The organism is Enterobacter sp. GER_MD16_1505_Eko_090 (assembly GCF_003331015.1).
Lineage (GTDB): Bacteria > Pseudomonadota > Gammaproteobacteria > Enterobacterales > Enterobacteriaceae > Enterobacter > Enterobacter roggenkampii.
Window position 1 is genome coordinate 1 of record NZ_PUQF01000021.1, and the last position, 24,032, is coordinate 24,032.

Annotated in this window: 20 protein-coding genes; 10 read left to right on the top strand and 10 right to left on the bottom strand. The window is 54.8% G+C overall.

All coding sequences use genetic code 11. The features are described from left to right. Positions 1 to 62: 62 nt before the first annotated feature. The 3 genes from C6A40_RS20245 to C6A40_RS20255 all read right to left on the bottom strand — a co-directional run bounded on the left by C6A40_RS20245 (position 63) and on the right by C6A40_RS20255 (position 3,790). Entirely contained in the window at positions 63 to 1,688 is a 1,626-nt protein-coding gene (locus tag C6A40_RS20245; RefSeq protein ID WP_114191385.1) for an AIDA repeat-containing protein, read from the bottom strand. An 11-nt stretch (positions 1,689 to 1,699) separates the two neighbouring features. Continuing rightward, positions 1,700 to 2,869, bottom strand: a complete 1,170-nt coding sequence (locus tag C6A40_RS20250) for an autotransporter strand-loop-strand O-heptosyltransferase (protein WP_045335948.1) — start codon at positions 2,867 to 2,869, stop codon at positions 1,700 to 1,702. A 123-nt stretch (positions 2,870 to 2,992) separates the two neighbouring features. Continuing rightward, entirely contained in the window at positions 2,993 to 3,790 is a 798-nt protein-coding gene (locus C6A40_RS20255) for an EAL domain-containing protein (protein WP_045335946.1), read from the bottom strand. Positions 3,791 to 4,132: 342 nt separating this feature from the next. On the opposite strand from C6A40_RS20255, the gene C6A40_RS20260 reads away from it, so the two are divergent. Then, positions 4,133 to 4,942: a winged helix-turn-helix domain-containing protein gene (locus C6A40_RS20260; protein WP_045335945.1), complete on the top strand. Its 810-nt coding sequence runs from the start codon at positions 4,133 to 4,135 to the stop codon at positions 4,940 to 4,942. Further along, positions 4,926 to 5,411 (top strand): hypothetical protein, encoded by a 486-nt coding sequence (locus C6A40_RS20265; RefSeq protein WP_008502396.1) that lies wholly within the window; start codon positions 4,926 to 4,928, stop codon positions 5,409 to 5,411. Before C6A40_RS20260 ends, C6A40_RS20265 begins: the two co-directional genes overlap by 17 nt. 102 nt (positions 5,412 to 5,513) lie before the next feature. On the opposite strand, the gene uspF is transcribed toward C6A40_RS20265, so the two are convergent. Further along, a complete protein-coding gene (gene uspF, locus C6A40_RS20270) occupies positions 5,514 to 5,948 on the bottom strand; it encodes a universal stress protein UspF (protein WP_023335555.1) in 435 nt (144 codons plus the stop codon). A gap of 252 nt (positions 5,949 to 6,200) precedes the next feature. Continuing rightward, positions 6,201 to 6,872 carry an MgtC family protein gene (locus C6A40_RS20275; protein WP_025911395.1) on the bottom strand — a complete coding sequence of 224 codons (672 nt, stop codon included), beginning with the start codon at positions 6,870 to 6,872 and terminating at the stop codon, positions 6,201 to 6,203. Between the two features lie 454 nt (positions 6,873 to 7,326). Between C6A40_RS20275 and C6A40_RS20285 the strand changes: the two genes are divergently transcribed. Continuing rightward, entirely contained in the window at positions 7,327 to 8,535 is a 1,209-nt protein-coding gene (locus C6A40_RS20285; protein ID WP_045335942.1) for an MFS transporter, read from the top strand. A 19-nt stretch (positions 8,536 to 8,554) separates the two neighbouring features. On the opposite strand, the gene C6A40_RS20290 is transcribed toward C6A40_RS20285, so the two are convergent. Further along, positions 8,555 to 9,544 carry a 2-hydroxyacid dehydrogenase gene (locus tag C6A40_RS20290; RefSeq protein WP_023311563.1) on the bottom strand — a complete coding sequence of 330 codons (990 nt, stop codon included), beginning with the start codon at positions 9,542 to 9,544 and terminating at the stop codon, positions 8,555 to 8,557. A 364-nt stretch (positions 9,545 to 9,908) separates the two neighbouring features. On the opposite strand from C6A40_RS20290, the gene C6A40_RS20295 reads away from it, so the two are divergent. The 5 genes from C6A40_RS20295 (at position 9,909) to C6A40_RS20315 (ending at position 14,357) form a co-directional block, all read left to right on the top strand. Continuing rightward, on the top strand, positions 9,909 to 10,664 hold the full coding sequence (locus tag C6A40_RS20295) for a DUF4225 domain-containing protein (RefSeq protein ID WP_023327356.1): 756 nt from the start codon (positions 9,909 to 9,911) through the stop codon (positions 10,662 to 10,664). Between the two features lie 2 nt (positions 10,665 to 10,666). Beyond that, on the top strand, positions 10,667 to 10,990 hold the full coding sequence (locus C6A40_RS20300) for a hypothetical protein (protein ID WP_008502390.1): 324 nt from the start codon (positions 10,667 to 10,669) through the stop codon (positions 10,988 to 10,990). 214 nt (positions 10,991 to 11,204) lie between these two features. Beyond that, positions 11,205 to 13,838 (top strand): YdbH family protein, encoded by a 2,634-nt coding sequence (locus C6A40_RS20305; protein ID WP_045335941.1) that lies wholly within the window; start codon positions 11,205 to 11,207, stop codon positions 13,836 to 13,838. A 2-nt stretch (positions 13,839 to 13,840) separates the two neighbouring features. Beyond that, positions 13,841 to 14,032: a YnbE family lipoprotein gene (locus tag C6A40_RS20310; RefSeq protein ID WP_008502388.1), complete on the top strand. Its 192-nt coding sequence runs from the start codon at positions 13,841 to 13,843 to the stop codon at positions 14,030 to 14,032. Positions 14,033 to 14,039: 7 nt separating this feature from the next. Further along, positions 14,040 to 14,357, top strand: a complete 318-nt coding sequence (locus C6A40_RS20315; protein WP_008502387.1) for a YdbL family protein — start codon at positions 14,040 to 14,042, stop codon at positions 14,355 to 14,357. Here the strand turns inward: C6A40_RS20315 and feaR are convergent, their stop codons facing one another. Then, positions 14,358 to 15,266: a transcriptional regulator FeaR gene (gene feaR / locus C6A40_RS20320; protein ID WP_045336182.1), complete on the bottom strand. Its 909-nt coding sequence runs from the start codon at positions 15,264 to 15,266 to the stop codon at positions 14,358 to 14,360. It lies immediately after the preceding gene. Positions 15,267 to 15,507: 241 nt separating this feature from the next. Here feaR and C6A40_RS20325 point away from each other — a divergent pair, with 241 nt between their 5' ends. Then, entirely contained in the window at positions 15,508 to 17,007 is a 1,500-nt protein-coding gene (locus tag C6A40_RS20325) for an aldehyde dehydrogenase family protein (RefSeq protein WP_032663599.1), read from the top strand. 63 nt (positions 17,008 to 17,070) lie between these two features. Here the strand turns inward: C6A40_RS20325 and C6A40_RS20330 are convergent, their stop codons facing one another. The 3 genes from C6A40_RS20330 to paaZ all read right to left on the bottom strand — a co-directional run bounded on the left by C6A40_RS20330 (position 17,071) and on the right by paaZ (position 22,814). Next, positions 17,071 to 18,177 carry a GGDEF domain-containing protein gene (locus tag C6A40_RS20330; RefSeq protein WP_023344047.1) on the bottom strand — a complete coding sequence of 369 codons (1,107 nt, stop codon included), beginning with the start codon at positions 18,175 to 18,177 and terminating at the stop codon, positions 17,071 to 17,073. A gap of 118 nt (positions 18,178 to 18,295) precedes the next feature. Further along, complete coding sequence (gene tynA, locus C6A40_RS20335) at positions 18,296 to 20,569, bottom strand: primary-amine oxidase (RefSeq protein WP_045335940.1); 2,274 nt, start codon at positions 20,567 to 20,569, stop codon at positions 18,296 to 18,298. Positions 20,570 to 20,774: 205 nt separating this feature from the next. Further along, complete coding sequence (gene paaZ / locus C6A40_RS20340; protein ID WP_045335939.1) at positions 20,775 to 22,814, bottom strand: phenylacetic acid degradation bifunctional protein PaaZ; 2,040 nt, start codon at positions 22,812 to 22,814, stop codon at positions 20,775 to 20,777. Positions 22,815 to 23,099: 285 nt separating this feature from the next. Here paaZ and paaA point away from each other — a divergent pair, with 285 nt between their 5' ends. After that, positions 23,100 to 24,029: a 1,2-phenylacetyl-CoA epoxidase subunit PaaA gene (paaA, locus tag C6A40_RS20345; protein WP_045335938.1), complete on the top strand. Its 930-nt coding sequence runs from the start codon at positions 23,100 to 23,102 to the stop codon at positions 24,027 to 24,029. The last annotated feature ends 3 nt before the right edge of the window (positions 24,030 to 24,032 follow it).

Genomic DNA, 24,032 nt, shown 5'->3' on the forward strand with positions numbered 1-24,032 from the left:
GCTCTGCTCCCGTGGCGGGTTACTCTGCCTGCCTGACCAGCTTCACTTCGTCAATACGGTTCTCACTGCACGCTTACTGCCAATCCGCCATTGGAGACAAACTGCTCCCCATAGTTGTGGATAGTGGTGCCAGTGGCCAAACCGCCGCTGTAGACGTACTGCTTACCATTGTCGATAGTAGATTCTGTAGCCATACCTCTACTGTAGACTTTCTGCATGCCACCACTGTTTATGATAGTAGAGGTGGTCGAGCCACTTATTGTCTGCAGACCACCACTGTTTATGATTGTAGAAGTTGCTGAGCCCCCAATGTCTACGCGCTGTTGGCCACTGTGAATGGTCGTGGATGTGACAGAGCCGCCAACTTCCTGATAGCCACCTATGTAGATAGTAGTAGAGGTGGCAGAACCACCACTGCGTACGAACTGCGAGCCGCCGCGGAGTGTAGTGTGGATGGCTGAGCCGCCAAGGTTGACCTCCTGATAACCACCTCCTGCGCTGATGATAGTAGAGGTTGCTGAACCGCCGGATAAAATATGCTGCTGACCACCACTGATTGTTGTTGAGGTGGCTAAACCTCCTGCGGAGATTATCTGCTTTCCAGCATTATATATAGCAGTAGAGGTTGCAATGCCGCCAACACTGACGAGTTGAACTCCAGCATTGTTTATAGAAGTGTCTATGGCCGAACCCCCAGTGAAGACGGTTTGGACTCCAGCACTGTTTATACGTGTGCCTGTGGCCGAACCGCCACTGGAGACTAGCTGAGACCCACCGCTGATGATAGTAAAGGTTGCCGTGCCACCACTGTCGACAAGTTGAGTACCGTCAATGTTTATGGTCGTTGAGTTAGCAACTCCTCCAGAAATTTTCTGAGTTCCATCGTGGATGGTAGTAGAGGTGGCCAAACCTCCGCCGTAGACGTGCTGCGTCCCAGCACTGATAGTGGTATTAGTTGTGGAGCCTCCACTGTAGACGTGCTGATTGCCAAAAATTCCGTTGATTGTGGTGCTAGTTGTAGTACCCCCACTGGAGACGTACTGAATGCCACCGTTTAAGATTATGGTGCTGGTTGCCGTGCCGTTACTGTATACCTCTTGAATACCGCCACTATTGATGGTGGTGCCAGTAGCTGATCCACCACTGGAGATGTACTGGAACCCGCCACTGTTGATGGTGGTATCATTGACCGATCCTTCCCCGTATACGGTCTGTGTCCCACGTCGGTTGATGATAGTAGAAGAGGCCGTTCCTCCACTAAAGACGTACTGAGCAGCACTACCGTGAATTGTTGTACTGATGGCTGTCCCGCCGGAAACCATCTGTAGAGCACCACTGTTGAGAGTCGTGTGAGTGACTTCGCCGCCATTATAGATAGACTGAGAACCACCACTGTTGATGGTAGTAATGGTAGCAGTACCACCACTGGAGACACGCTGAGCACCGCCGTTGATGGTTGTAGATGTGGCCGTATCGCCTGAATAAATATTCTGCAAACCAGTTACTATAGTTCCCACATGATCTGCAGCCATGACCGGCTCTGAAGGCAGCAGCACGGCACCCAGCAGTAACGCCAGTGCGCTTTTCTTCGGCGTCAGCTTCGGACGACCGGACCCGGTCGCGAGTTCAGAGGTAACAACCCACTGCTGGCGCGACTCGCACCACACTCTGGTATATATCTTGTTCATATTTACGTCCCTTACTTATCAACTAATCCTGAATGCAGACGGTCCACCATGCCGATAACCTGCCGACCGGTTATCAGGCTCGTGCACTCGTACTGTCGAGGGGTGTGCTTGTGATGCGGACACCACAAATAATCCACGTGGTCAAAATCAACGGACGTGTCATCCCAGCAGCCGTTACAGCCATGGCTGCTGAACACCCGCCAGGGGGTGTAAAATTCGCTGTTGGGGAGACTGAATCCGCTGATTAACACCACAGGGATACCGGACGCCCAGGCTAGCCATGACAGCCCGCTGCCAAGTCCGATAAAGAAGCTCGCATGCCTTAACAGGTCCACCCGCTCCTGAAGTGGAATATCCCCCGTGAAGTCTTCGGCACCCTGGGGAATATGGTTCCAGACGAAGCCCTGGCCGTAATGCGCATGGCGGTCAATGCACAGCACCCGGTATCCTAGGGACTTAAGGTGGGCTACCACCTCTGCCCAGCCATGGCCGTTGTTCCAGTACTTCGCCTGGTTGGTGGACTGCGCGGCGATGCAGACATACGGCTCCGCAATTTTTCGTTCCGCATCCAGTTTCAGGCGGGGAGGGCACTCCCGCGGATCGACCCCGAGGATGTAGCCGGCATTGCGGTGGAAACCGACCTTCCTGAAATCGATGGGTTGATGAGTGGTGTCCCCCTTAAAGAAGAGGCCTACATACCAGGATGCGTAGGGATTTACCGTCTGCAGATTGTCCTTTGTGGAGAAAGTGATCTCGGGATACTGTGCGCTGAGCAGTTCAATGATTTCCTGCCCCATAACGCACTCAAGCTGACAGCGGTGCAGCTGGCGAAAACGCTCTGCATAATGGAACCACCCAAGCATGTCGCCCAGCGTACCCGTTGGGAAAAAGATGACGACGGGCTTGTCCTTCATATCCAGCGTTTCATCCAGGACCGGGCTCGCCGATCCCTGGTGGAATACCTGAATGCGGAAGCGGACGTAATATTTTTTATTACTGGTGACCCAACCGCCTTCTGAATCACAGCTGAAAAGAATATTACCGCTGTCGTCGTCCATTAAAATGACGTGCCATTTTCCTTCCGGAAGCAAAACGCGCGCGCCATAGTTAAAGTCATAAAGAATTCCGTCCGGTCCTGTGCAGGACGGAAACTCTGGCGGATTTGGGAAGTTAGCTGACATATATAATTTGTCCTTGGTGGTGATTTTAAATCTGTAACAATGAGGTTGAGTGCACTACTGTTATTTAAGTAATGCTTTTCCATAATGGATTGCGAATTGCTGTATTTACGTTTTTGAAAAGTGTTATATGTGCGTGCAAAACTCGCGCATGCTTATGGGTTTTGAAAATAGATAACCTTGAAAAATATCCACTCCTTTGTCTTTCAAAAGCGATAGTTGTTCTTTATCTTCTATCCCCTCCGCAATAACATGAATTTGCAATCGTTCTGCAAGCGTTACAATCGAGTCAATTACCGCGGAATAGATTAATGATCCATTGCTCGCAATTGTCAGGCATTTATCAATCTTGATTGTTGAGAAACCTGCATGCTCAATATATTTAAGGCATGAACTCCCGCTGCCAAAATCATCAATCGCAAATCGCACACCTGACTCAGTAAGTTGCTGCATAGCATCGAGTGCAAAGTCGTCCAGGTTCATTGTCCCGCGTTCGACAATTTCCAGCGTGACAGCAATGCGTCCGTCGAATACTTTCTTAAAGTCCGTCACTGCTTCAATAACTCTTGAAGAGTTCAACTGTCTCGCACAGATGTTGAAGGAGAGATAAAAATCATCAGGTAGCGTTCCTTCATAGCCTTCAAAAAATGTTTTAACATCTGACATGAGGCTGCATGTGACATCATTAATCACCTCGCATGATTCCATTGCCGAAAGGTATTTTTCGGGAGATTGGTAAATCCCATCTTTGAGAACTCTGAGTAAAACCTCTCCGCCTACAATCTCATCGCCCTTACATACCGGCTGGATGAAGGGAACAAATTCAGCACCGGTCAGTTCCGCTGATAAGATTGTTTCTCTAATCAATGTACGAGCTTTGATGAAGAAACGTTCTGCCTTCATGAGCATTTTGGTGCTTATCACAATGTCGCTCCTTATCTACTGGATTCGCTACCCGAGGTGTCTCTTCGTACCCGGGGCTGTGAATGGCGGTAGGTCGGATGGCTGCTCCTGAAGAATAAGAACCTGCTCATTCACTTCTGCGAATAATCCTATCAACCCAAAACGGCGTGTAGATACATGTATTGTGAATTTATTAAAATACAAACTTATATTCTGATTGGCGTTTAATTTACAAGTGATAAGTCTGCAGAAGAGGTTGTTGCGTCTTGCTGTGCTAAGATGCGAGAAAGAAGTTAATGGGCTTTCGCAGGCTGGATAAATGTGAAGATCCATTCAATTACCATCATGGATAAGGAGTCAGAGATGGTTTTTGTGATTGATAATAGGGTTTTTTATCGCTCTGAAGATGGTGCCATATGGCCATCCGGAGACGAGGGCTCTACTGTCATTCTGACCCTGACAATGAACAGGCTACTCACATGCCTTCTCGAAAAGCATGGTCAAGTCCTGACACGGAATGAACTCCTGGATAACGTCTGGGATGCTCATGGGTTGCGCTCATCGAGTCACACATTAAATAAATACATCTCAGAACTGAGAAAACACTTCGTCCAGTTTGGTATTACGGATGAATGTATTACCACAGTGCCTCGGGTCGGCTTTATGTTTAACAGTGATATTGATGTCAGGGATATAACTGAATCTACGATTGCTGATGGACGACTCAAAGAAGATGAAGAGTCGGGGAAAATAAAGGTAGTACACCGTACGGCGGTAGCGGGTAAGAACAAGGCTCTTCATTATACGCTGGCACTGATTATCCTTTTAATCAGCGCTACCTTAGTTGTGTCAGGTTTCGTAATTTCGTCGAAAGACGTAAAGGAAATAAAACAGATTAAGCCTCATTTTTTGTTTAACTACGACACCTGTCCTGTCTATACAGTCCAGAGCAACTCTGCATCCCTGTCAGAGCAAAAAAAAGAACTGTTTTTAGAACTGGCTAACTCAAATCATATTCAGTGTCTGGAAGGCACTTCTTTTCTCTATCAGGTTTCAGAGTCCTATCTGTACGGCAATAAGGGGAGGGCGTTTATCAGTCGATGCACGCAAAAGAATAATAATTACATCTCCTGTCTGAATAACTACTGGAGTGGTTATGAACGCAATCAATAAAAAAACAGGGATATCTGCCGTAATTTTACTCCTCATCCTGGCGTTATCGGTGTGGTTCTACGTTCACATGCGTCATAAACAGAGTGCATTGAGTGTTAACTGTTCCACAATTGTACGTTACAACCATCACGAACCTGATTTCGTCGCTACGCTGGAGTTTATTTTCCGTTTAGATAAAAACCACGATGGCCAGGCTGTCCTGTCTGGGAATATCCAGTCAGCGCGAGGTGTTAATGTCATCTCACGCACTATTCTCTTTAGCTATGAGATGAACAGGCCGGGTGAGATTGCCCTGACCGATACGCGCTACGTTAAAAATCCGCGTGATACAGCTGATGATGACAGTTTTAAAAGCAGCTTCTTTTATGTTCCCGAGGGAACCGTTCGCCAGCTGAAGATTGAACCTACAGGTAATGGCTGGCTGATTGGAAATCTGCAGTCGCCATTTGCGCTTTGCGTGAACAGGTAAGGCTGGTCAGGGATTGTAAACCTGCTCATATTCCTGTGTCGCTATCGGTTGGGAGCGGTTCATGGTGTTGGCTTAAAAAACCGGGCGTTACGCCCGGTTTTTTTATCTTACAACCAGCACAGGGCATTTCGCATGCCGCACCACTGCCGCAGCGTTCGAACCCAACAGATACGTCGATATGTCAGGTTTGTGGGAGGCAATGATAATCAGGTCGGCGCCGATTGTGTCAGCGAGCTTAAGGATTTGATCCTTAGGCGATCCCGTCACGGCGTGAGTCTGTATCTTATCTGCAGGAATTTTGAATTGCTTAACAATCTCATCCAGTTTCGCTAAAGCAGCGTGCTGGAATTCTTTCATCTTCGGCATTTCCACGGAGTAGGCCAAACCTAACGATGAATAATAGGGAAGCGAAGGAATAACGGTAAGAAAGTGGACCTTGGCCGTGTTAAGTGCGGTGTGTGCCTGAACGAACGGGATAACCATGTGCGTCAGGCTATCCTCGGAAATGTCAATAGGAACCAAAATTGAGTTATACATGTGTCCCTCCTGAGTGTTTTTTGCACAACTCAGAGTAGGCCGTTAATTCCTGCAAAACAGAGAGCAGGCTGTCATAACGAGGACAAATTTTGGTTATGTGATATTCGCCCGGTCGAACATGCCTCTGAATTCGTCAAGTAGTGTGATAAAGAACGTTTGTTGAACGGGGCATCCTGGGATTCATCGGCCCATGTCACTGCCCATTTCTGCAAAACGGGAAGCCTCAACCGGGCGCAATGCCCGGTATCGTATTCATATTGCGTGGCAGCTTACGGAAGCCATAATTTTATTCCCGCCAATATTACCCATAATTAGCTCGAGTAATTTCCGGTATTCCTCACGGGTCATTACCTCGGCCCGTATTTCAGTTTTTCCTTCTGCTTGCGCCGTATCGCAATAAATGGCTTTCAGACTCAACGTCAACTCTTTCGCCATGTTGACCACACTCTGCCGCACCGCATCTTCATGCTCGTCATCACAGGTGATTTTCAGGACATAGCATTTTTCGCCTTCATGGAGCGCGGGCAGTTGATTAATCCGCTGCGCAGCTTCGCGAAGCAGGATGTTGGCGCAGAGAATAATCACGCTGGCCATACCGGCATTCCAGAATTGACCTAAGCCACAGAGCACGCCAATTCCGGCCGAACACCACAGCGTCGCGGCGGTATTAAGACCGCGAATATTCATTCCCTCACGCATAATAACGCCAGCGCCAAGAAAACCTATTCCGGAGACAATCTGCGCTGCAATACGCCCCGGGCTATCGGGTGACGTCGAGAGGGAACTTAAAATAAACACGGCCGCACCCGTTGCAACCAGAGCATTGGTGCGAAGCCCGGCCATACGCTGGCGCCACTGTCTTTCCGCGCCAATAATTGCGCCCAGCAGCATCGCTGCGAGCAGATGAGAGATATAAGGGAACATCAGCCTGTCGCCTGTTAACATGGTTACACGATAAGCGTCAGCGCTTCACAAAGCACAGTATGACGCCGTTAAAACGCAAAGCATGTCAGCGCGAGGGCGGCGGAAAGAGTGAATGATTAAACATGAACATCGCGATGCTCCACAAATTTGGCCGTTCTTAATGTATTGGGATGCAATCACGTCAAGAGGATTGCTGCCCACCGTTAAGGTAAGCAGCGAGAAAATCGCGTCAGCTTACCTTCGTATCAACGATAAAATGGCTTTCCAACGAAGGACTCCTGTGAAAATTTTTGCCAGTATAAGCAGGCGCAATAATGAGTAAAGTAAAAAAACAGCGCCCTTGATGTATTGTTTAAGTTTGCAGGGAATATTTTTCAGACGTCATCTGATTTTCAAAAATACCCGGTATACTGCATTTTGCTTATTTCAGGCAATAACAGGCAAGGCAGGAAGTATGTCTCTTCGTTCGCTGCGGGCGTTATGCCTGACAAGTTTTTTCATTGCTGATGTTCGTGATGGTCTGGGGCCTTTCCTCGGTATTTTCCTGACCGAACGCCACTGGACCCCTGATGATATCGGCATCCTGATGACGGCCGGCGGGCTGGCGGGGTTACTGGCCACGCTGCCGGCGGGATTCATCACCGACACCTCCCGCAACAAGCGCGCTGTGCTCGCGCTTCTGTGCATTCTGATCACGCTCAGCACGCTTCTGCTCTGGTTTAGCCAGCAGAGCGGCGTTGTCGCCGTGTCGCAAATCGTCACCGGTCTCTGTGCGGCATTTGTCGGGCCGTTGATCGCCGGGATTACGCTGGGGTTGACCGGGCAGAGCGGGTTCAGCGCGCAGATGGGCAGAAACGAGGCGTTCAATCACGGCGGCAACTTTGTTACTGCACTGATCGCGGGCGGCATTGCGTGGTACTGGGGCGTGGGCGGGATTTTCCTGCTGATGACCAGCACCACGCTGTTAACGCTCTGCGCGCTGCTTGCCATTCGCAACGGGGATATCGACAACGACGCGGCGCGTGGGCTGTCCTCTTCCGCGAGCCTGCCGGTTCCCGGATTTGCCGTGCTGATAAAAAACCGGGCGCTGTTGGTGACCGGACTGACGCTGCTGCTCTTTCACCTGGCGAACGCCGCGCTGCTGCCGATGCTGAGCATGAGGGTGGCCGCCGCGCCCGCCTCGATCAACCCCGGTTTGTACGCGGCGGGCACCGTTATCATCTCCCAGGCCGTGATGATCCCCGTCGCCATCTGGGTCGCCAACCGAATAGACCGCTACGGCTACTGGCGCTTAATTATGCTGGCGCTACTGGTGATGCCGGTGCGCGCGGCGCTGGCGGCGTCGACGGATGCGCCGTTAATGATGATCCCGGTACAAATTCTCGACGGGCTGGCCGCGGGGATTCTGGGCGTCGCGGTACCGTCGTTTATCGTGGTGCTGTTGCGCGGGAGCGGGCACGTCAATGCCGGGCAGAGCGTGGTGATGCTGATGCAGGGGGTTGGGGCATCCATGAGCCCGGCGTTAACCGGCACGATTGCGGGTCATTACTCATTTGCCACGGCATTCAGCGTTCTGAGCGCGATTGCGCTGGTGGCCGTTCTGCTATGGTGGTGCTTTGCGCACCGGACCTGGGAAACTGACAGTACGCCGGATGGGGCATAGACGCCACCCGGCGTCACGCTTACGCCAGTTCGTTAGGGCACGCTTCGCCCTTTTCCAGCTGCTGCAGATTACCCAGCGTGGTTTCCGAAATGCTGATCAGCGCTTCGGCAGTCAGAAACGCCTGGTGTCCGGTAAACAGCACGTTATGACAGGCAGACAGGCGGCGGAACACGTCGTCCTGGATCACATCATTCGACTTGTCCTCAAAGAACAGATCGCGTTCGTTCTCGTACACGTCCATCCCCAGCGCGCCAATTTTCTGAGTTTTCAGCGCTTCGATAGCGGCCTGAGAGTCAACCAGCCCGCCGCGGCTGGTGTTGATGATCATCACGCCATCTTTCATCTGGTCAAACGCCGCCTGGTTTAGCAGGTGGTAGTTCTCCGGCGTCAGTGGGCAGTGCAGGGAGATCACGTCAGACTGCGAGAACAGGGTCGGCAGGTCGACGTATTCCACGCCCAGCTCCAGCGCAGCGGCGCTCGGGTACGGATCGAACGCCAGCAGACGCATGCCGAAGCCTTTCAGAATGCGCAGGGCGGCGATGCCGATTTTACCGGTGCCGATCACGCCCGCGGTTTTGCCGTACATGGTAAAGCCGGTCAGCCCTTCCAGAGAGAAGTTGGCATCACGGGTGCGCTGATAAGCGCGGTGAATACGACGGTTGAGCGACATCATCATGCCAATCGCATGTTCCGCGACCGCTTCCGGGGAGTACGCCGGGACGCGCACCACCCTCAGACCCAGCTCTTTCGCCGCGTCGAGGTCCACGTTATTAAAGCCCGCGCAGCGCAGGGCGATATATTTCACGCCCTGTTTTTTCAATTCTTCCAGCACCGGGCGACTGCCGTCGTCGTTAACAAAAATGCAGACGCCTTCACAGCCGTGCGCCGTTTTGGCGGTTTTTTCGGACAGCAGAAAGTCGAAAAATTCAAGCTCAAACCCGTAAGCCTCGTTAACATGTTGCAGATACTTTTTGTCGTACTGCTTTGTGCTGTATACCGCGAGTTTCATAAGACTTTCTCCAGTGATTTTGCATTCACGTTAGCATGATTAAAATTATCTTACAATTTCTAAAATATTATTGAATTCAATAAGTTCTATCAATTATTCTAGAGCATATGTGCACCCTAACTCCATGATATTCATATCCACCGATTTCTTAAGCGGGACTGACACCAGCGACATGTCTGCTTGTTTTACTCTAAGGGGGCTATGGGGGAGACTAAAGTCACAACAAGTGCGTATGTTTGGGTAAGTGGTTTCCCAATGCTTGAAAATGTGACTACCTTTAGCTGTTAAAATGACGTAGCTCTTTGAATGTCCTAACATCGAAGGTAGTATTATTACTATCATTTTAAAATGACAGGGAGACCGAATGTACAACCATAATCGGGATAAAAGTCATTTCGAAGAGAAAGTCTTAGAGATTGAAAATCTTGCGCAGCGAATTGCCACAAAGCATTTGCTTTATGGTACCGCTGGTATGTTTTTTGAAACTCAACAACTTGTTGCTCACCTGAGAAGGGAGATCGAGTCGCATTGCTTGACCTGGTCAGGCGGGATTCAATTACTTGATGAACAGATACATCATCTTAAGGAACAGGATGATTTACTCACCTTCAATAAAGCTAAGTTATTTATTGTTGTTGAAAAAAACCGAACAACAACGACGACTTTAGCGCTTAAACAGATCGGTTTCGTTGCCGGTGGGGCGCAAGTGTATGGGGGCGCTAGTTTATGCGTCGGTTCGCTGGGTCTGGCCTGTGCTGCGTATGGTGCACCTATGATTACTCATGGGCTAAACAACATGTATGAAAATGGATACTATCTTCTTTATCGTGAAGATCGGTCTGGCACGCTAAGAGATGCTTATCGTTACGTAGCAGCGAAACTCGGCTATGGGAATAATGAAGCTGATATTGTCTATGGAGTAGTTGATATCTCTTTATCAGCCTATGGCGCGGGCAGGAGAGTACTGGCTCCCCGAGAAAAATCCTGGAGTCTGTTTCGCAACATTGAATCTGATTATATCAGAGGATGGCAAGAGGCTTCTAAAACAGCGATGGCTCTGGATTTAACCAGTGGAAGCGTCACAGGTTGGCAGATGTACCAGATAGCTAAAGAGAATTAATTATGTCGGAACAATTCGAGTTGTCATTAACCCCACCGATTCTACCTGCCGTATGCTATTTTATTGTATCTATTGTCGTTTTTTTCTTGTTGTACCTCGGGAAACTCAAGGTCAACAGGCTTCATAAATATCCTCTGTTCATTGCCTATACGCTATTTGTGATAGCCATCGCAGCCATTCAAATTAACGTTTTTGCCAACGGCTATGAGTTTGTTAGCGGTTTTTTACATATTGATTTTGATCCCTGGCGGTACGACTCGGTGTATTGGGGGTCATTGATATTCGCCATGCTTTACCTGCTGGCAATGCCACGGAATAGGTATTAATGTCGCAAATCTGCTCTGCGATTATTCTTGAACTTATGCGTAACCAATTGAACCGAAACTATATTCTTTAGGTTACGCATAGCAAAAAAATTACCGCTTACTATTACAGCATCTATTCTTAACTTGGCGTCAACTTCAACTCAACCGCTAAACATGCGACAATGATCGGCACTGCCGGCTTAATTCTTTCGCTAAATCAGGATATTAACTGCCCATGAAGGGTAAATACAAAGCCGCTCTTGCGCTTTTACTGCTGTTCATACTGTTGCCGCTGACGCTGCTGATGACGCTCGCCCAGTGGGTGCCGACGCTCGCCGGGATCTGGCTTCCCGTCGGAACGCGCATCGCGTTCGAAGAGAGCCCGAAACTGACTCGCCACGCGCTGGTGATCCCCGATCTTCGCTATCTGGTGGAAGACTGCGAAATTGCCCGCATCGATAACGTGACGCTGTCACATCCCAGCCGCTGGAAGCTGGATATCGGCGCGCTGGATCTTAACACCGTCTGCCTGAGCAAAATTCCCCAGTCGGCGCCCTCAACGGTCGCCCCGAAAACGCTGGCACAATGGCAGGCTGTGTTACCCAATACCTGGCTCACGATTCACCGTCTGACGCTATCGCCCTGGCAGCAGTGGCAGGGCGAGCTGCAGGCGTCGCTAACCCCGTCCAGCCAGGAGATCGCCTATAAAGGCGAGCAGGTCAGCATTAAAGGCACGCTTCGCGGTCAGACGCTCTCGGTCAACCAGTTCGATGTTCAGCTCCCGGATCAGCCGCAGCCGATTAAGCTGGTGGGTGAGTTTACCCTGCCGCTGGTGCCGGACGGCGTGCCGGTGAAAGGCCACGCGGTGGCGACCTTTAACGTGCCACAGTTAACGTCTCTGGTCGATGCCGATCTCGACTGGGAAGACAATCAGGGACAGCTGGTGGTGATGGCGAGAGACAACCCCGATCCGCTTCTCGACCTGCCGTGGCAGATCACGGCGGAACAGCTCAACATCAGCGACGGGCGCTGGAACTGGGATCTCTCGGGTATGCCGCTGAGCGGGCGGGTGTCCCTTCGCGCCGACAACTGGCAGCAGGGGCTGGAGAAAGCCACCCTGACCGGACGACTGAACGTCTTGACGCAAGGCGATGCGGGTAAAGGCAACGCGGTACTGAATATTGGGCCCGGCAGGCTCAGCATGGAAAACAGCGACATGCCCCTGCACCTGAGCGGCGAGGCGAAGCAAAACGATCTCATTCTTTACGCCAAATTACCGGCAAAACTGACCGGCAGCCTGTATGAACCGCAGCTCGCCTTTGAGCCGGGCGCGCTGCTTCGCTCGCGCGGGCGCATCATTGACTCGCTCGATATCGATGAAATCCGCTGGCCGCTGGCGGGCGTGAAGCTCACCCGGAAGGGGGTGGACGGTCGTTTACAGGCGATTCTGCGCGCCCATGAAAACGAGATGGGCGATTTTGAACTCCACCTGGACGGTCAGGCCAACGACTTTTTACCCGATAACGGCCTGTGGCAGTGGCGCTACTGGGGCAAAGGCGGCTTTACGCCGATGCATGCCCGCTGGGATGTCGCCGGGAAAGGCGAGTGGCGCGATAACCTTATTGAGCTGACGGCGCTCTCCACCGGCTTTGACAAGCTTCAGTACGGCACGATGGAGGTCAGCACGCCGCGTCTGGTGCTGGATCGGCCTGTACGCTGGCTGCGCGATGCCGAAAAACCAACCTTCAGTGGGGCGTTGTCGCTCAACGCAGGGCAAACCCGTTTCTCCGGCGGCAGCGTGTTGCCGCCCTCGGTCCTGACCTTCAGCGTCGACGGCACCGACCCGACGATTTTTCAGTTTAAGGGTGACCTCCATGCGGACAACATCGGCCCGGTACAGGTGAACGGACGCTGGGATGGCGTGCGCCTTCGCGGGCAGGCCTGGTGGCCGAAACAGTCCCTCACCGTATTCCAGCCGCTTATCCCGCCGGACTGGAAAATGACGCTGCGCGACGGTGAGCTTTATGCGCAGGTCGCCTTCTCGGCGGCGGCCGATCAGGGCTTTGAAGCGGGTGGTCACGGGGTACTGAAATCCGGCAGCGCCTGGATGCCGGACAACCAGATTAACGGCGTCGATTTTGTGCTGCCGTTCCGCTTCACCGAGGGCACCTGGTCTCTGGGCACGCGCGGTCCGGTCACGTTGCGCATCGGTGAAGTGGTAAACCTGGTGACCGCGCGCAACATTACCGCGGATTTACAGGGCGATTATCCCTGGACGGAGGACAATCCGCTGCTGCTCACCAACGTGAAGGTGGAAACCCTCGGCGGGAAGATCACCATGCAGCAGCTGCGAATGCCGCAGCACGATCCGGCCCTGCTGCGGGTGGACAATATCTCCTCGAGCGAGCTGATTAGCGCCGTCAATCCGAAACAGTTCGCCATGTCGGGGCCGGTCAGCGGGGCGCTGCCGTTCTGGCTGGACAACGAAAAATGGATCATTAAGGATGGCTGGCTGACCAACCCGGGGCCAATGACGCTGCGCATCGACAAAGATACGGCCGACGCCATCGTGAAAGACAATATGGTCGCGGGCGCCGCGATTAACTGGCTCCGCTATATGGAAATTTCGCGTTCGTGGACGAGAATCAATTTAGATAATCTGGGTGAATTAACCATGCAGGCGACCATCAAGGGGACCAGCCGGGTCGATGGCAAAAGCAGCTCCGTCAACCTGAACTATACCCATGACGAGAATGTCTTTACCCTCTGGCGCAGCCTGCGTTTTGGAGACAACCTGCAAACCTGGTTTGAGCAACACGCGGCGATACCCGGTCTCCGCAGTTCGACTGGCAAGGAAAGTGAGGAATAACAATGAAAAAGATGGCTGGTGCGCTCACCGTTGCCGTTGCCGCGCTACTGTCCGGCTGTACGCCGCGCATTGAAGTCGCTGCGCCAAAGGAGCCGATTACCATCAACATGAATGTCAAAATCGAACATGAGATCCACATTAAGGTCGATAAAGACGTTGAAACCCTGCTGAAATCGCGCAGCGATCTGTTCTGAGGATGCCATGAAACGAGTAGCTCTGATTTTGCTGGCGCTGGGGATGAACGTACAGGCGGCTACGCTCACCCTCAACGATGCCCGGGCCCAGGGGCGCGTGGGGGAAACCCTCAGCGGTTATCTGGCCCCGATTCAACAGGATGCCGAAACGCTGGCGCTGGTCAATCGCATCAACGCGGCGCGCACGGAAAGCTACCAGAAGCTGGCTGACAGCAATAATTTGCCGGTCGATGAAGTGGCCAAAATGGCAGGGCAAAAACTGGTTGCCCGCGCCCAGCCGGGCGAGTATGTGAAGGGCATTAACGGAAAATGGCTGAAAAAATAGCTAGCGGTAGCGCTTGCGGTATTCACCCGGCGAAACGCCAAAGCGCTGCTTAAACGCCGTTGAAAAATGGCTATGGTCGGTGAACCCCCAGCTGTAGCCAATGCCCGCCAGCTTTTCGTCATCACCGGCTGCGCGCAGCACCTCCGCGCAGCGATCCAGGCGGCGGTTTTTAATGTACTGCGCAACTACCAGCCCCTTCTCGGCAAACATACGGTAAAGGCTGCGCACGGACATTCCGCTCTCGGCGGCAATCCACTCCGGACGCAGCGATTCAGACTGAATATGGTCGTCAATCAGGGCCACCACATGCTGGAACTGGCGCTCCTTACGCGGCTGAATAATTTCGCGCTGCTGGAACGCGGGGCGCAGCAGGCAGATCATCGCTTCGAGCGCCGCTTCACTCTCCCGGTCACTCAGGCTGGCATTGCTCATGCTCTCCATCAACAGGCGATGGCTTAGCTGCACCGTGGGCAGCGTGCGGGAAAGGGCGGTGGCGCAGCTTATCTCCTGAAAACGGCACTGCTGCTCAATAATCTGACGGGGAACCAGGAGCGAAATCTGGCGGGATTTTTCCTGCCAGTTGATCGAGCAGGGGCGTGAGGCGTCAATCAGCGTGATATCCCCGGTTCTGAGTACCGCGCGACGGTCATCCTGCTCAATCTCCGCGCTGCCTTCGAGCTGAAACACGGTATAGAACCAGGCATCGCTACTCTGTTTGATCTCCTCATGGGAGCGGAACAGGTTGACACCACCGGCGGTGACGGTGCTGAGCTTCAGGCTGCGCGCATAGCTGGTCTCCAGCTCGCCGTAGAATCTGCCCCCGGTGGGCTGCGCGTTAAAACGCCCGCAAACCTGGTTAATTTGCGCCAGCCACTGCTGATACTGTTCCTGCTCGCTTGCACACGCCATCGTTTCTCTCACTGCACCGTCAACGTTTTCGTATTGTTGCATTTGTGTTGCATTTTGTCAGAGCTATGAGGCTGACTATAGGAAAGAACACTCACCGGTAACAGCGATATAAGCGGCAATTATCGCGATTTGCGGCGCCTGTCACAGGTGGCAAAGCGAATGTCACAGAGACAAAAGCGAGAATGCAAAACCCCTCTTAGACTGGATGAACACCCTGCGAAGAATAACGAAGGAGTATCCTATGTCTGAATCACTGGTGGCTATTCAGCCTGCCGTGCAACAATTTTTAGACCGACAGCATGGCCTGTGGATTGAAGGGCGTCAGGCCGCGTCGGACAGTGAAAAGCGGCTTAATGTCTACAACCCGGCCACGGGCGAGGTGATTGCCTCAACTGCCGACGCCAGCGTCGACGACGTTGATCGTGCCGTCATGTCCGGCTGGCGCGCCTATGTGGCCCGTACCTGGGCCGGAAAACTCCCGGCGGAGCGCGAGCGGATCCTGCTCCATTTCGCCGATCTCGTTGAAAAGCACGGCGAGGAGCTGGCTCAGCTTGAAACGCTGGAGCAGGGCAAGTCCATCAACATCTCCCGTGCCTTTGAAGTCGGCTGCACCCTGAACTGGATGCGCTATACCGCCGGGCTGACCACCAAAATTGCGGGCAAAACCCTCGATCTCTCCATCCCGCTACCGCAGGGGGCACGCTATCAGGCGTGGACGCGTAAAGAGCCGGTTGGCGTGGTGGCCGGGATCGTGCCCTGGAACTTCCCGCTGATGATCGGGATGTGGAAAGTGATGCCAGCGCTGGCCGCGGGCTGCTCTATCGTCATTAAGCCGTCGGAAACCACGCCGCTGACCCTGCTGCGCGTGGCGGAACTCGCCAGTGAAGCGGGCATCCCGGACGGGGTGTTCAACGTGGTGACCGGCAGCGGCGCGGTGTGTGGCGCAGCGCTGACCTCGCACCCGCATATCGCGAAGGTGAGCTTTACCGGCTCAACGGCGACGGGTAAGCAAATTGCCCGCGCGGCGGCGGATACGCTCACCGGCGTGACCCTCGAGCTCGGCGGGAAAAACCCGGCAATTGTACTCAAGGATGCGGACCCGGCGTGGGTGATCGAAGGCCTGATGACCGGCAGCTTCCTGAACCAGGGGCAGGTGTGCGCGGCCAGCTCGCGTATCTACATAGAGGCGCCGCTGTTTGACACGCTGGTCGGCGGGTTCGAACAGGCGGTGAAATCCCTGAGCGTCGGGCCGGGCATGTCGCCGGAGGCGTTTATCAACCCACTGGTGTCACGTGCGCACTGCGACAAGGTGCAGTCCTTCCTTGATGAGGCGACGTCGCGCAACGCGGAGCTGATCGTCGGTAACCGTGGTCCGGAGGGCAAAGGCTATTACGTGTCGCCGACGCTGGTGGTGAACCCGGATGCCTCGCTGCGGCTCACCCGTGAAGAAGTATTCGGTCCGGTGGTCAACCTGGTACGCGTCGCCGACGGGGAAGAGGCGCTCCAGCTGGCAAACGACACCGAATATGGCCTGACGGCCAGCGTCTGGACGCAGAATATCAGCAAGGCGCTGGAGTACACCGACAGGCTGCAGGCGGGCACCGTGTGGGTGAACAGCCATACGCTGATCGACGCCAACCTGCCGTTCGGCGGGATGAAGCAGTCCGGGACAGGGCGTGACTTCGGTCCGGACTGGCTGGACGGCTGGTGTGAAACCAAGTCGGTGTGCGTGCGGTATTAAAAAGCAAGCCGGGTGGCGGCTACGCCTTACCCGGCCTACAACGACTCGAACCGTAGCTTTTATCTACAGCGACCACCGATCCCGCCCGGCCTCTTTCGCCCGATACAGCGCCGCATCGGCGCGGGCGATAATCTCGGTGCCCGCGAGTCCCCCCGCCATCCCCGCAATCCCCATGCTCACGGTGACATGGTCGCTGACCGTCGAGGCGCCGTGCGGTATGGCCTCTGCGCGAAGGCCGTCCTGGATACGCAGGGCGACCTTTTCAGCGATGTTCTCCGGGCAATTAAACAGAATCACCAGAAACTCTTCGCCGCCGTAGCGTGACACCACATCCTCAGGTGTGCGCACCGACTGCTTAAGCACGCGCGCCACGCGCGTCAGACAGTCGTCACCCGCCTGGTGCCCGTAGGTGTCGTTGTAGCGCTTGAAGTAGTCGATATCCAGCATAATCAACGAGAAGGGCTTCTTCTGCTCAACCGCGTTCTCCAGCACCACCTCCATTTTCCGTCGATTGGCGGTTTTGGTTAACGGGTCCTGATGCGCCAGCGCATCCAGCCGCGAAATCAGCAGCTGATTCTGCTGGTTACGTCGCCAGGCTTCGTCAAACCAGCTCAGCAGAATAAAACGCCCGCAGATCAGGATCAGCGTAAAGACGCTCCAGATAACAACGAAGTGAAGGTTGAGACCATCGTTTCGTATCCAGCTTGCTATCGGCAGGGTGATCCAGAGCGGGAGCACAAAGGCGAGCAGCCCTTCAGGGTAAAAATAGAGCGCCGTCAAACCGGCGAGTAACAGAATAACGCACAGCGGCCAGACGTGCGGGAGCAGCAGCTGGGTGATAAACCAGAAGCAGGAGACCGACCAGATGGCGCTGCAGATAAACAACACCACGCTGATGCCGGCGATGCGCCGCCAGGCCATAAGGATCAGCGCAGCCGAGAGGATGATAATACCGAGCATGGAGGCATCGACGATTCTCGTCAGCTGCGGCGAGTGGGGATAAAGAGGATCGCTGGCCTTAAGCAGAACGTGTCGCAGCAGAATCATCACCGCGAAGCTGATATTGACGAAGGCCAGCCACGGCAGGTTCATCGCCAGTCCATGCATGACCATGGCCTGGCGCGTTGGCCAGGTTGCCCGTTCCAGCGTCGGTTTTTTTCTTTTCTCCATAAAGCCCTTTCCCGTCCGGGGGATAAATCATGCAGGTGAGATATCAGTAACTATAAGCAAGCCAGGACGATCCTCAAACGCCAGGGCAAAAAAAACCGGGCAATTGCCCGGCGGATGGTTATTTTTCGTCTTTTTTCTTCCCGAGCGTTGGCGTCTCGTCGAAGAAATTCCACGGTTTAAGCAGGGTATGCACCCATTCCGTCGGCATAATCGGCCACTCTTCCGCACGCGCCACGTGGGTGGTGCCGGTGGTCATCCAGACCACGTCATCCTGATCGTTCAGCGACTCGTTATCCTTGCTGTACTGCCCCAGGCCCGTGTCGTGGATGGAGCGGTTCGGGAATTTCCCTTCCGGGTAGAGCTCATCCGGATGGTAACGGGTCACCCACAGCTGTTTGTCCATAAAGCTCAGGCGATGGTAAATCCACTCGTCCGGGGCAAATTTCGCGCCGGTTGCCACCGGGTGCGTGCCGCCCGCGTAAGGGATGATCTGGTACGAGACCGGGTTGCCCATGCGGTTCTCTTTACTGGTGTTGCTCAGCAGTCGAATCGTGCCCGGGTCGAACTTCTGCGCCGCCTGCTGCTCGGTATCAATATCGTACTGATTAATCTGCATGGTGCTGGTGCGCGGGCCCCCGGCGGTATTCGGCTTCACTTCCGGATCCATCGCCACCAGCTTGTTGTTGATGCCGTCCACGTCCATATCAAGACGGAAGTTGTAGATGTGCTGGTGTGTGGTGCCTACGATGTTGTGGTCGATCAGCGTGCCGTATTTTGTATCGTCTTTGGCGGTGGCGTCGTGCATGGTTTTCGCCTGCACGCCTTTCACCGCCTCGATACCCGTCGCGCCGGCATCAATGCCGATGGTGCCATTTTCATGGAACACCCAGTCGAAGAGGTAATCGTAATTGCCCACAGTACTCACCCAGCGCACCACCAGTTCGCGGCGCTCGGTGCTGACGTTAGGCTGGCCCATCTCCTGATGCTTATATTCCGGCCCCGCGTAGCGTTCGAAAATCGCAATCGCGCGCGGGATCTCCATCGGCGCGCCGGTGTAGTCCGGGATAGTTTCGTTGAGCATCACCGCGTTGGACGGCACGTCTTTACCACGCACCAGCGGCGAGGTCAGGGTGCCCATGCCGTAGTCGCCGGAATCAAGATAGGCCTTAAAGTACCAGCCCACGTCCGGATCGCCGTAAGGGACGATCATGCCGCCGAGCGACCCCTGATACATAATCTGGCGTTTTTTGCCGTTGTCGTTATAGGTGACGGTTGAAATCATCGGGCCGACCCGGGAGTCCAGGCTCAGGTGGAAATCCCAGTTCTGCCAGTGCACCATATCGCCGGTAATGGTGTAGTTCTTGCCTTCCGGCTCAATGATGTCGAGCGGTTTTTTCGGCGTCTCTATACGGTCGCGGCCATCGTAGGGGCGCGGCGTCATCGGAACCGGAACAACGGCACCTTCCTCAATCTTCTGGATCTTTTTCTGTTCAAGATCGACCACGGCCACCAGGTTCTCAATCGGGTGCGCCCAGTAGTTGCCGTCGCCGACGTCGAGATAGCTCACCACCTTCAGCAGGCGATCTTCCTGCTTCAGGCCGTCTTTACCGTCGAAATAGCCCACGGTCAGCGGCGTGGTAATCACTTTTTTCGGGTCGGTGATGCCGTGTTTTTTAAGCACCTCGGCAAACTCCGTGCTCTCGTTAACGATCTGCTGCACCGCAGTGAAATCATCCAGCAGCACCATGCCGTGCGCGTCTTTCACCGGCTCCCAGCGCAGGATTTTTTTATCCTTCAGATCCACCACGCTTTCGATAACGTGCTTGCCATCGAGCATCACAATCTTTGCCTGACGCGGGGCATCCACAGCCGTACCGTTAAGCACAAAGTCCCACACTTTGGCTTTCTCTGGCTCAGCAAGGGCAATCTGGGTAAAGCGGGTATTCGGTTTAAAATCCGCCGAGGCTTTGACAATCTCAACGGCTTGCTTAATTTCGTCCGCCGTCAGCGCGTTCAGCGGGTGAGGGCGTTTTTCAACCTGGAAAGTCTGGTCAAGACCGGACTGGAAAACATCATTGATGAAGCTGTCAGAGATAAAGGCTTTCTTGCCTTTCATCACCACCGGCACCTCGAGCTTGAGGGTTTTCCCGTTGACGATGGCGGTTTTAGCGCCCGGTTTGACCTTCACAAAGGCGCCGTCTTTCGCAATGGTGAACATCTGTGCGTAATCATCCCACTGAACGTCGGCGCCAAAGTCCTGCAGCGTTTTGTCCATCGGGACCATATGCGCCTCGCTGCCGTGGGCGAAAACAGGGGATTGCCAGGCGCAACACAGCGCAACGGCCATAGCCAGCGCCGTTCTACGGGCAGAAAAAGAAGAATTGCTTCCCATCGTAGACCTCATCTTGTTGTGTTTATAGTGTTGTGACAGTCCTATCCTGACAGGCGCCTGAGAAAAGCGTTTGCCTGCATCTGCCAGATTATTTGCCAGTCTTGCCAGGTTAAAAAAAGAGCGAGGCGAAGTCACACCCCGGCTGGTCGTCGTAGGCCGGGTAAGCATCGCGCCACCCGGCAGGAAAGGCGGTGAAGGGAAGGTGTCAGAAATCCCCCTGCTGGCGCGCCACCAGCGTCAGGATGGAGTAGAGCGCCACGGCCTGCTGGTGCTGGTTGAAGATCTCAACCGCCCATTCCACCACGCCGGTTGGTTTTTCCTCGGCACTGCGTTGTTTCTTCAGCGTTTTACGCTTGCAGGTCAGACGCACCTGAATGGTATCGCCCGGTTTAACCGGCTCGATAAAGCGCAGGTTTTCCATGCCGTAGTTGGCAATGACAGGCCCAACGCCCGCATCAACGAACAGCCCTGCCGCGGCGGAAATCAGGAAGTAGCCGTGCACCACGCGCTCGCCAAAGATCGACTCTGCCGCGCCGATCTTGTCCATATGGGCGTAAAAGTGGTCGCCGCTCAGGCAGGCAAAATTCACGATGTCCGCTTCCGTCAGGGTGCGGCGCGGCGTCAGCAGGCTGTCGCCCGGCTGCAGCTCCTCAAAGTATTTACGGAACGGATGCACGCGATCTTCCTGCACCGCTGCGCCACGCACCCACTGCTTGCCGATGGCGGCCAGCATGGTTGGACTGCCCTGAATGGCGGTGCGCTGCAGGTAGTGCTTCACCGCGCGCAGGCCGCCCAGCTCTTCGCCACCGCCCGCACGTCCGGGACCGCCGTGCACTAGCTGTGGCAGCGGGGAACCGTGGCCGGTGGATTCTTTCGAGGCTTCCTCGTTGAGGATCTGAATACGCCCGTGGGCGCGCGCCGCGCCGAGAATAAACTGGCGGGCAATGTCCAGGTCTGCGGTAACCAGCGTGCCCGCCAGGCTGCCGCCGCCCGCGCGGGCAAGCTGCATTGCGTGCTGTGCGTTGCGATACGGCATCAGGGTCGCGACCGGCCCGAAAGCCTCCGTTGCGTGGACGGCAGGGGTTTCATCCGGCTGCGGGCAGAACAGCAGGGTCGGCGGGAAGAACGCGCCCGCGGCCTGCAAATCCGCTTTGCCGCCCAGGCGGACCTGGCAGCCTGCGGCGATCAGGTGATCCACTTTCTCCTGCACGTCCGCGCGCTGTTCGGCGTTGACCAGCGCGCCCATCTTTACCCCTTCCTGTGCCGGGTCGCCCACCACTACCTTTTCCAGGCGGGCAACCAGCGCCTGGCTCACGGCGTCAATCTGGCTCTGCGGGACGATAATGCGGCGGATGGCCGTACATTTCTGCCCGGCTTTGGCGGTCATCTCGCGCACCACTTCCCGAATGAACAGGGCAAATTCCGGCTGCTCCGGCGTGACGTCTTCCCCCAGCACGCAGCAGTTCAGGGAGTCGGCTTCCATCGTGAACGGAATGGCATTCGCCACAATATTCGGGTGCACGCGCAGGCTTTGCCCGGTGCTGGCGGAGCCCGTAAAGGTGACCACGTCCTGGCTGTCGAGCTGGTCGAGCAGATCCCCCGCACCGCCGCAGATCAGGCTGATAGCGCCGTCCGGCACCAGCCCGCTGTCGACGATGGATTTCACCATCGCCTGCGTCACCTGCGCGGTGGCGGTGGCAGGTTTGATGATGGCGGGCATGCCCGCAAGCCAGGTCGGGGCCAGTTTTTCCAGCATTCCCCAGCAGGGGAAGTTAAAGGCGTTGATGTGCACCGCCACGCCGGACTTCGAGGTCAGAACGTGGCGCGCGGCAAAGCCGCCCTCTTTCGACAGCGGGATCGGCTCGTCTTCCGGCCACACGGTGTCATCCGGCAGCTCGCGGCTGCCCAGGCTGGCGTAAGTGAAGAGGGTGCCGATGCCGCCTTCGATATCGACCCAGCTGTCTGCTTTCGTCGCCCCGGTCTGGGCGGACAGAGCATAAAACGTCTCTTTCTCGTTAAGCAGGTGCTTTGCCACCGCCTTCAGCATGGCTGCGCGTTCGATAAAGGTCATCGCGTGAAGCGCTTCGCCGCCGCGCTCAATCGCATAGCGACGGGCGGCCGCCATGTCCAGCCCTTCGCTGGTCACGCTCCACAGCGCTTCGCCACTGATGGCGTGATGAATAGTGCGTTCGCGGCCCCGGCCAGACTGCCAGGCGCCGGACAAGAAGCTGGGTAACTGCTGCATCGCTTATCTCCAAATGTTACGTGATTTACCCATTAATAGTTTGATCGTGAATCATAAAAATCAAGCCGAGTTTTTAATGAATTGTTAACGATGTGATCTGGATGGATGAATCACAGAATACCAAGGCCCGCTTATCAAGGCTTTCAGCAAAAGCCTTGCGAGCAGCATCACAAAACAAGCAAACAATTCTTGGGGTTATATTTAACCTTTGTGTAACTTTTAAAAAACAAAGTGATTCAACATTACGCTTTAATTTGCAAACTAACGAATCATAAAGGTGATGACGTGACGCAAGAACAACGGTTTGAGCAGCGCATAGCGCAGGAGACGGCGATTGAGCCTCAGGACTGGATGCCTGACGCCTACCGTAAGACGTTGATCCGCCAGATTGGCCAGCATGCGCACTCCGAAATTGTCGGCATGCTGCCGGAAGGGAACTGGATCACCCGCGCCCCGACGCTGCGCCGAAAAGCGATCCTGCTGGCGAAGGTGCAGGACGAAGCCGGACACGGGCTTTACCTCTACAGCGCGGCGGAAACGCTGGGCTGCGCGCGGGAAGACATCTACCAGAAGATGCTCGACGGCAAGATGAAATACTCCTCCATCTTCAACTATCCGACCCTGAGCTGGGCCGATATCGGCGTGATCGGCTGGCTGGTGGACGGCGCCGCCATCGTCAACCAGGTGGCGCTGTGCCGCACCTCTTACGGTCCGTATGCCCGCGCGATGGTGAAAATCTGTAAAGAAGAGAGCTTCCACCAGCGTCAGGGCTTTGAAGCTTGCATGGCGCTGGCGCAGGGCAGCGAGGCTCAGCGCCAGATGCTGCAGGACGCCATCAACCGCTTCTGGTGGCCCGCGCTGATGATGTTCGGGCCGAACGACGACAATTCGCCGAACAGCGCCCGCAGCCTGGCCTGGAAAATCAAACGCTTTGGCAACGACGAGCTGCGCCAGCGCTTTGTCGACAACACGGTGCCGCAGGTGGAGATGCTGGGCATGACGGTGCCCGATCCCGACCTGCATTTTGATGAAGAGAGCGGTCATTATCGCTTCGGCGAGATTGACTGGCACGAGTTTGACGAGGTCATTAACGGGCGCGGCATCTGCAACCACGAACGCCTGGCCGCGAAACGTAAAGCCTGGGAAGAGGGCGCGTGGGTGCGGGAAGCCGCGCTGGCGCACGCCGAAAAACAACGCGCCCGTCAGGCCGCTTAAGAG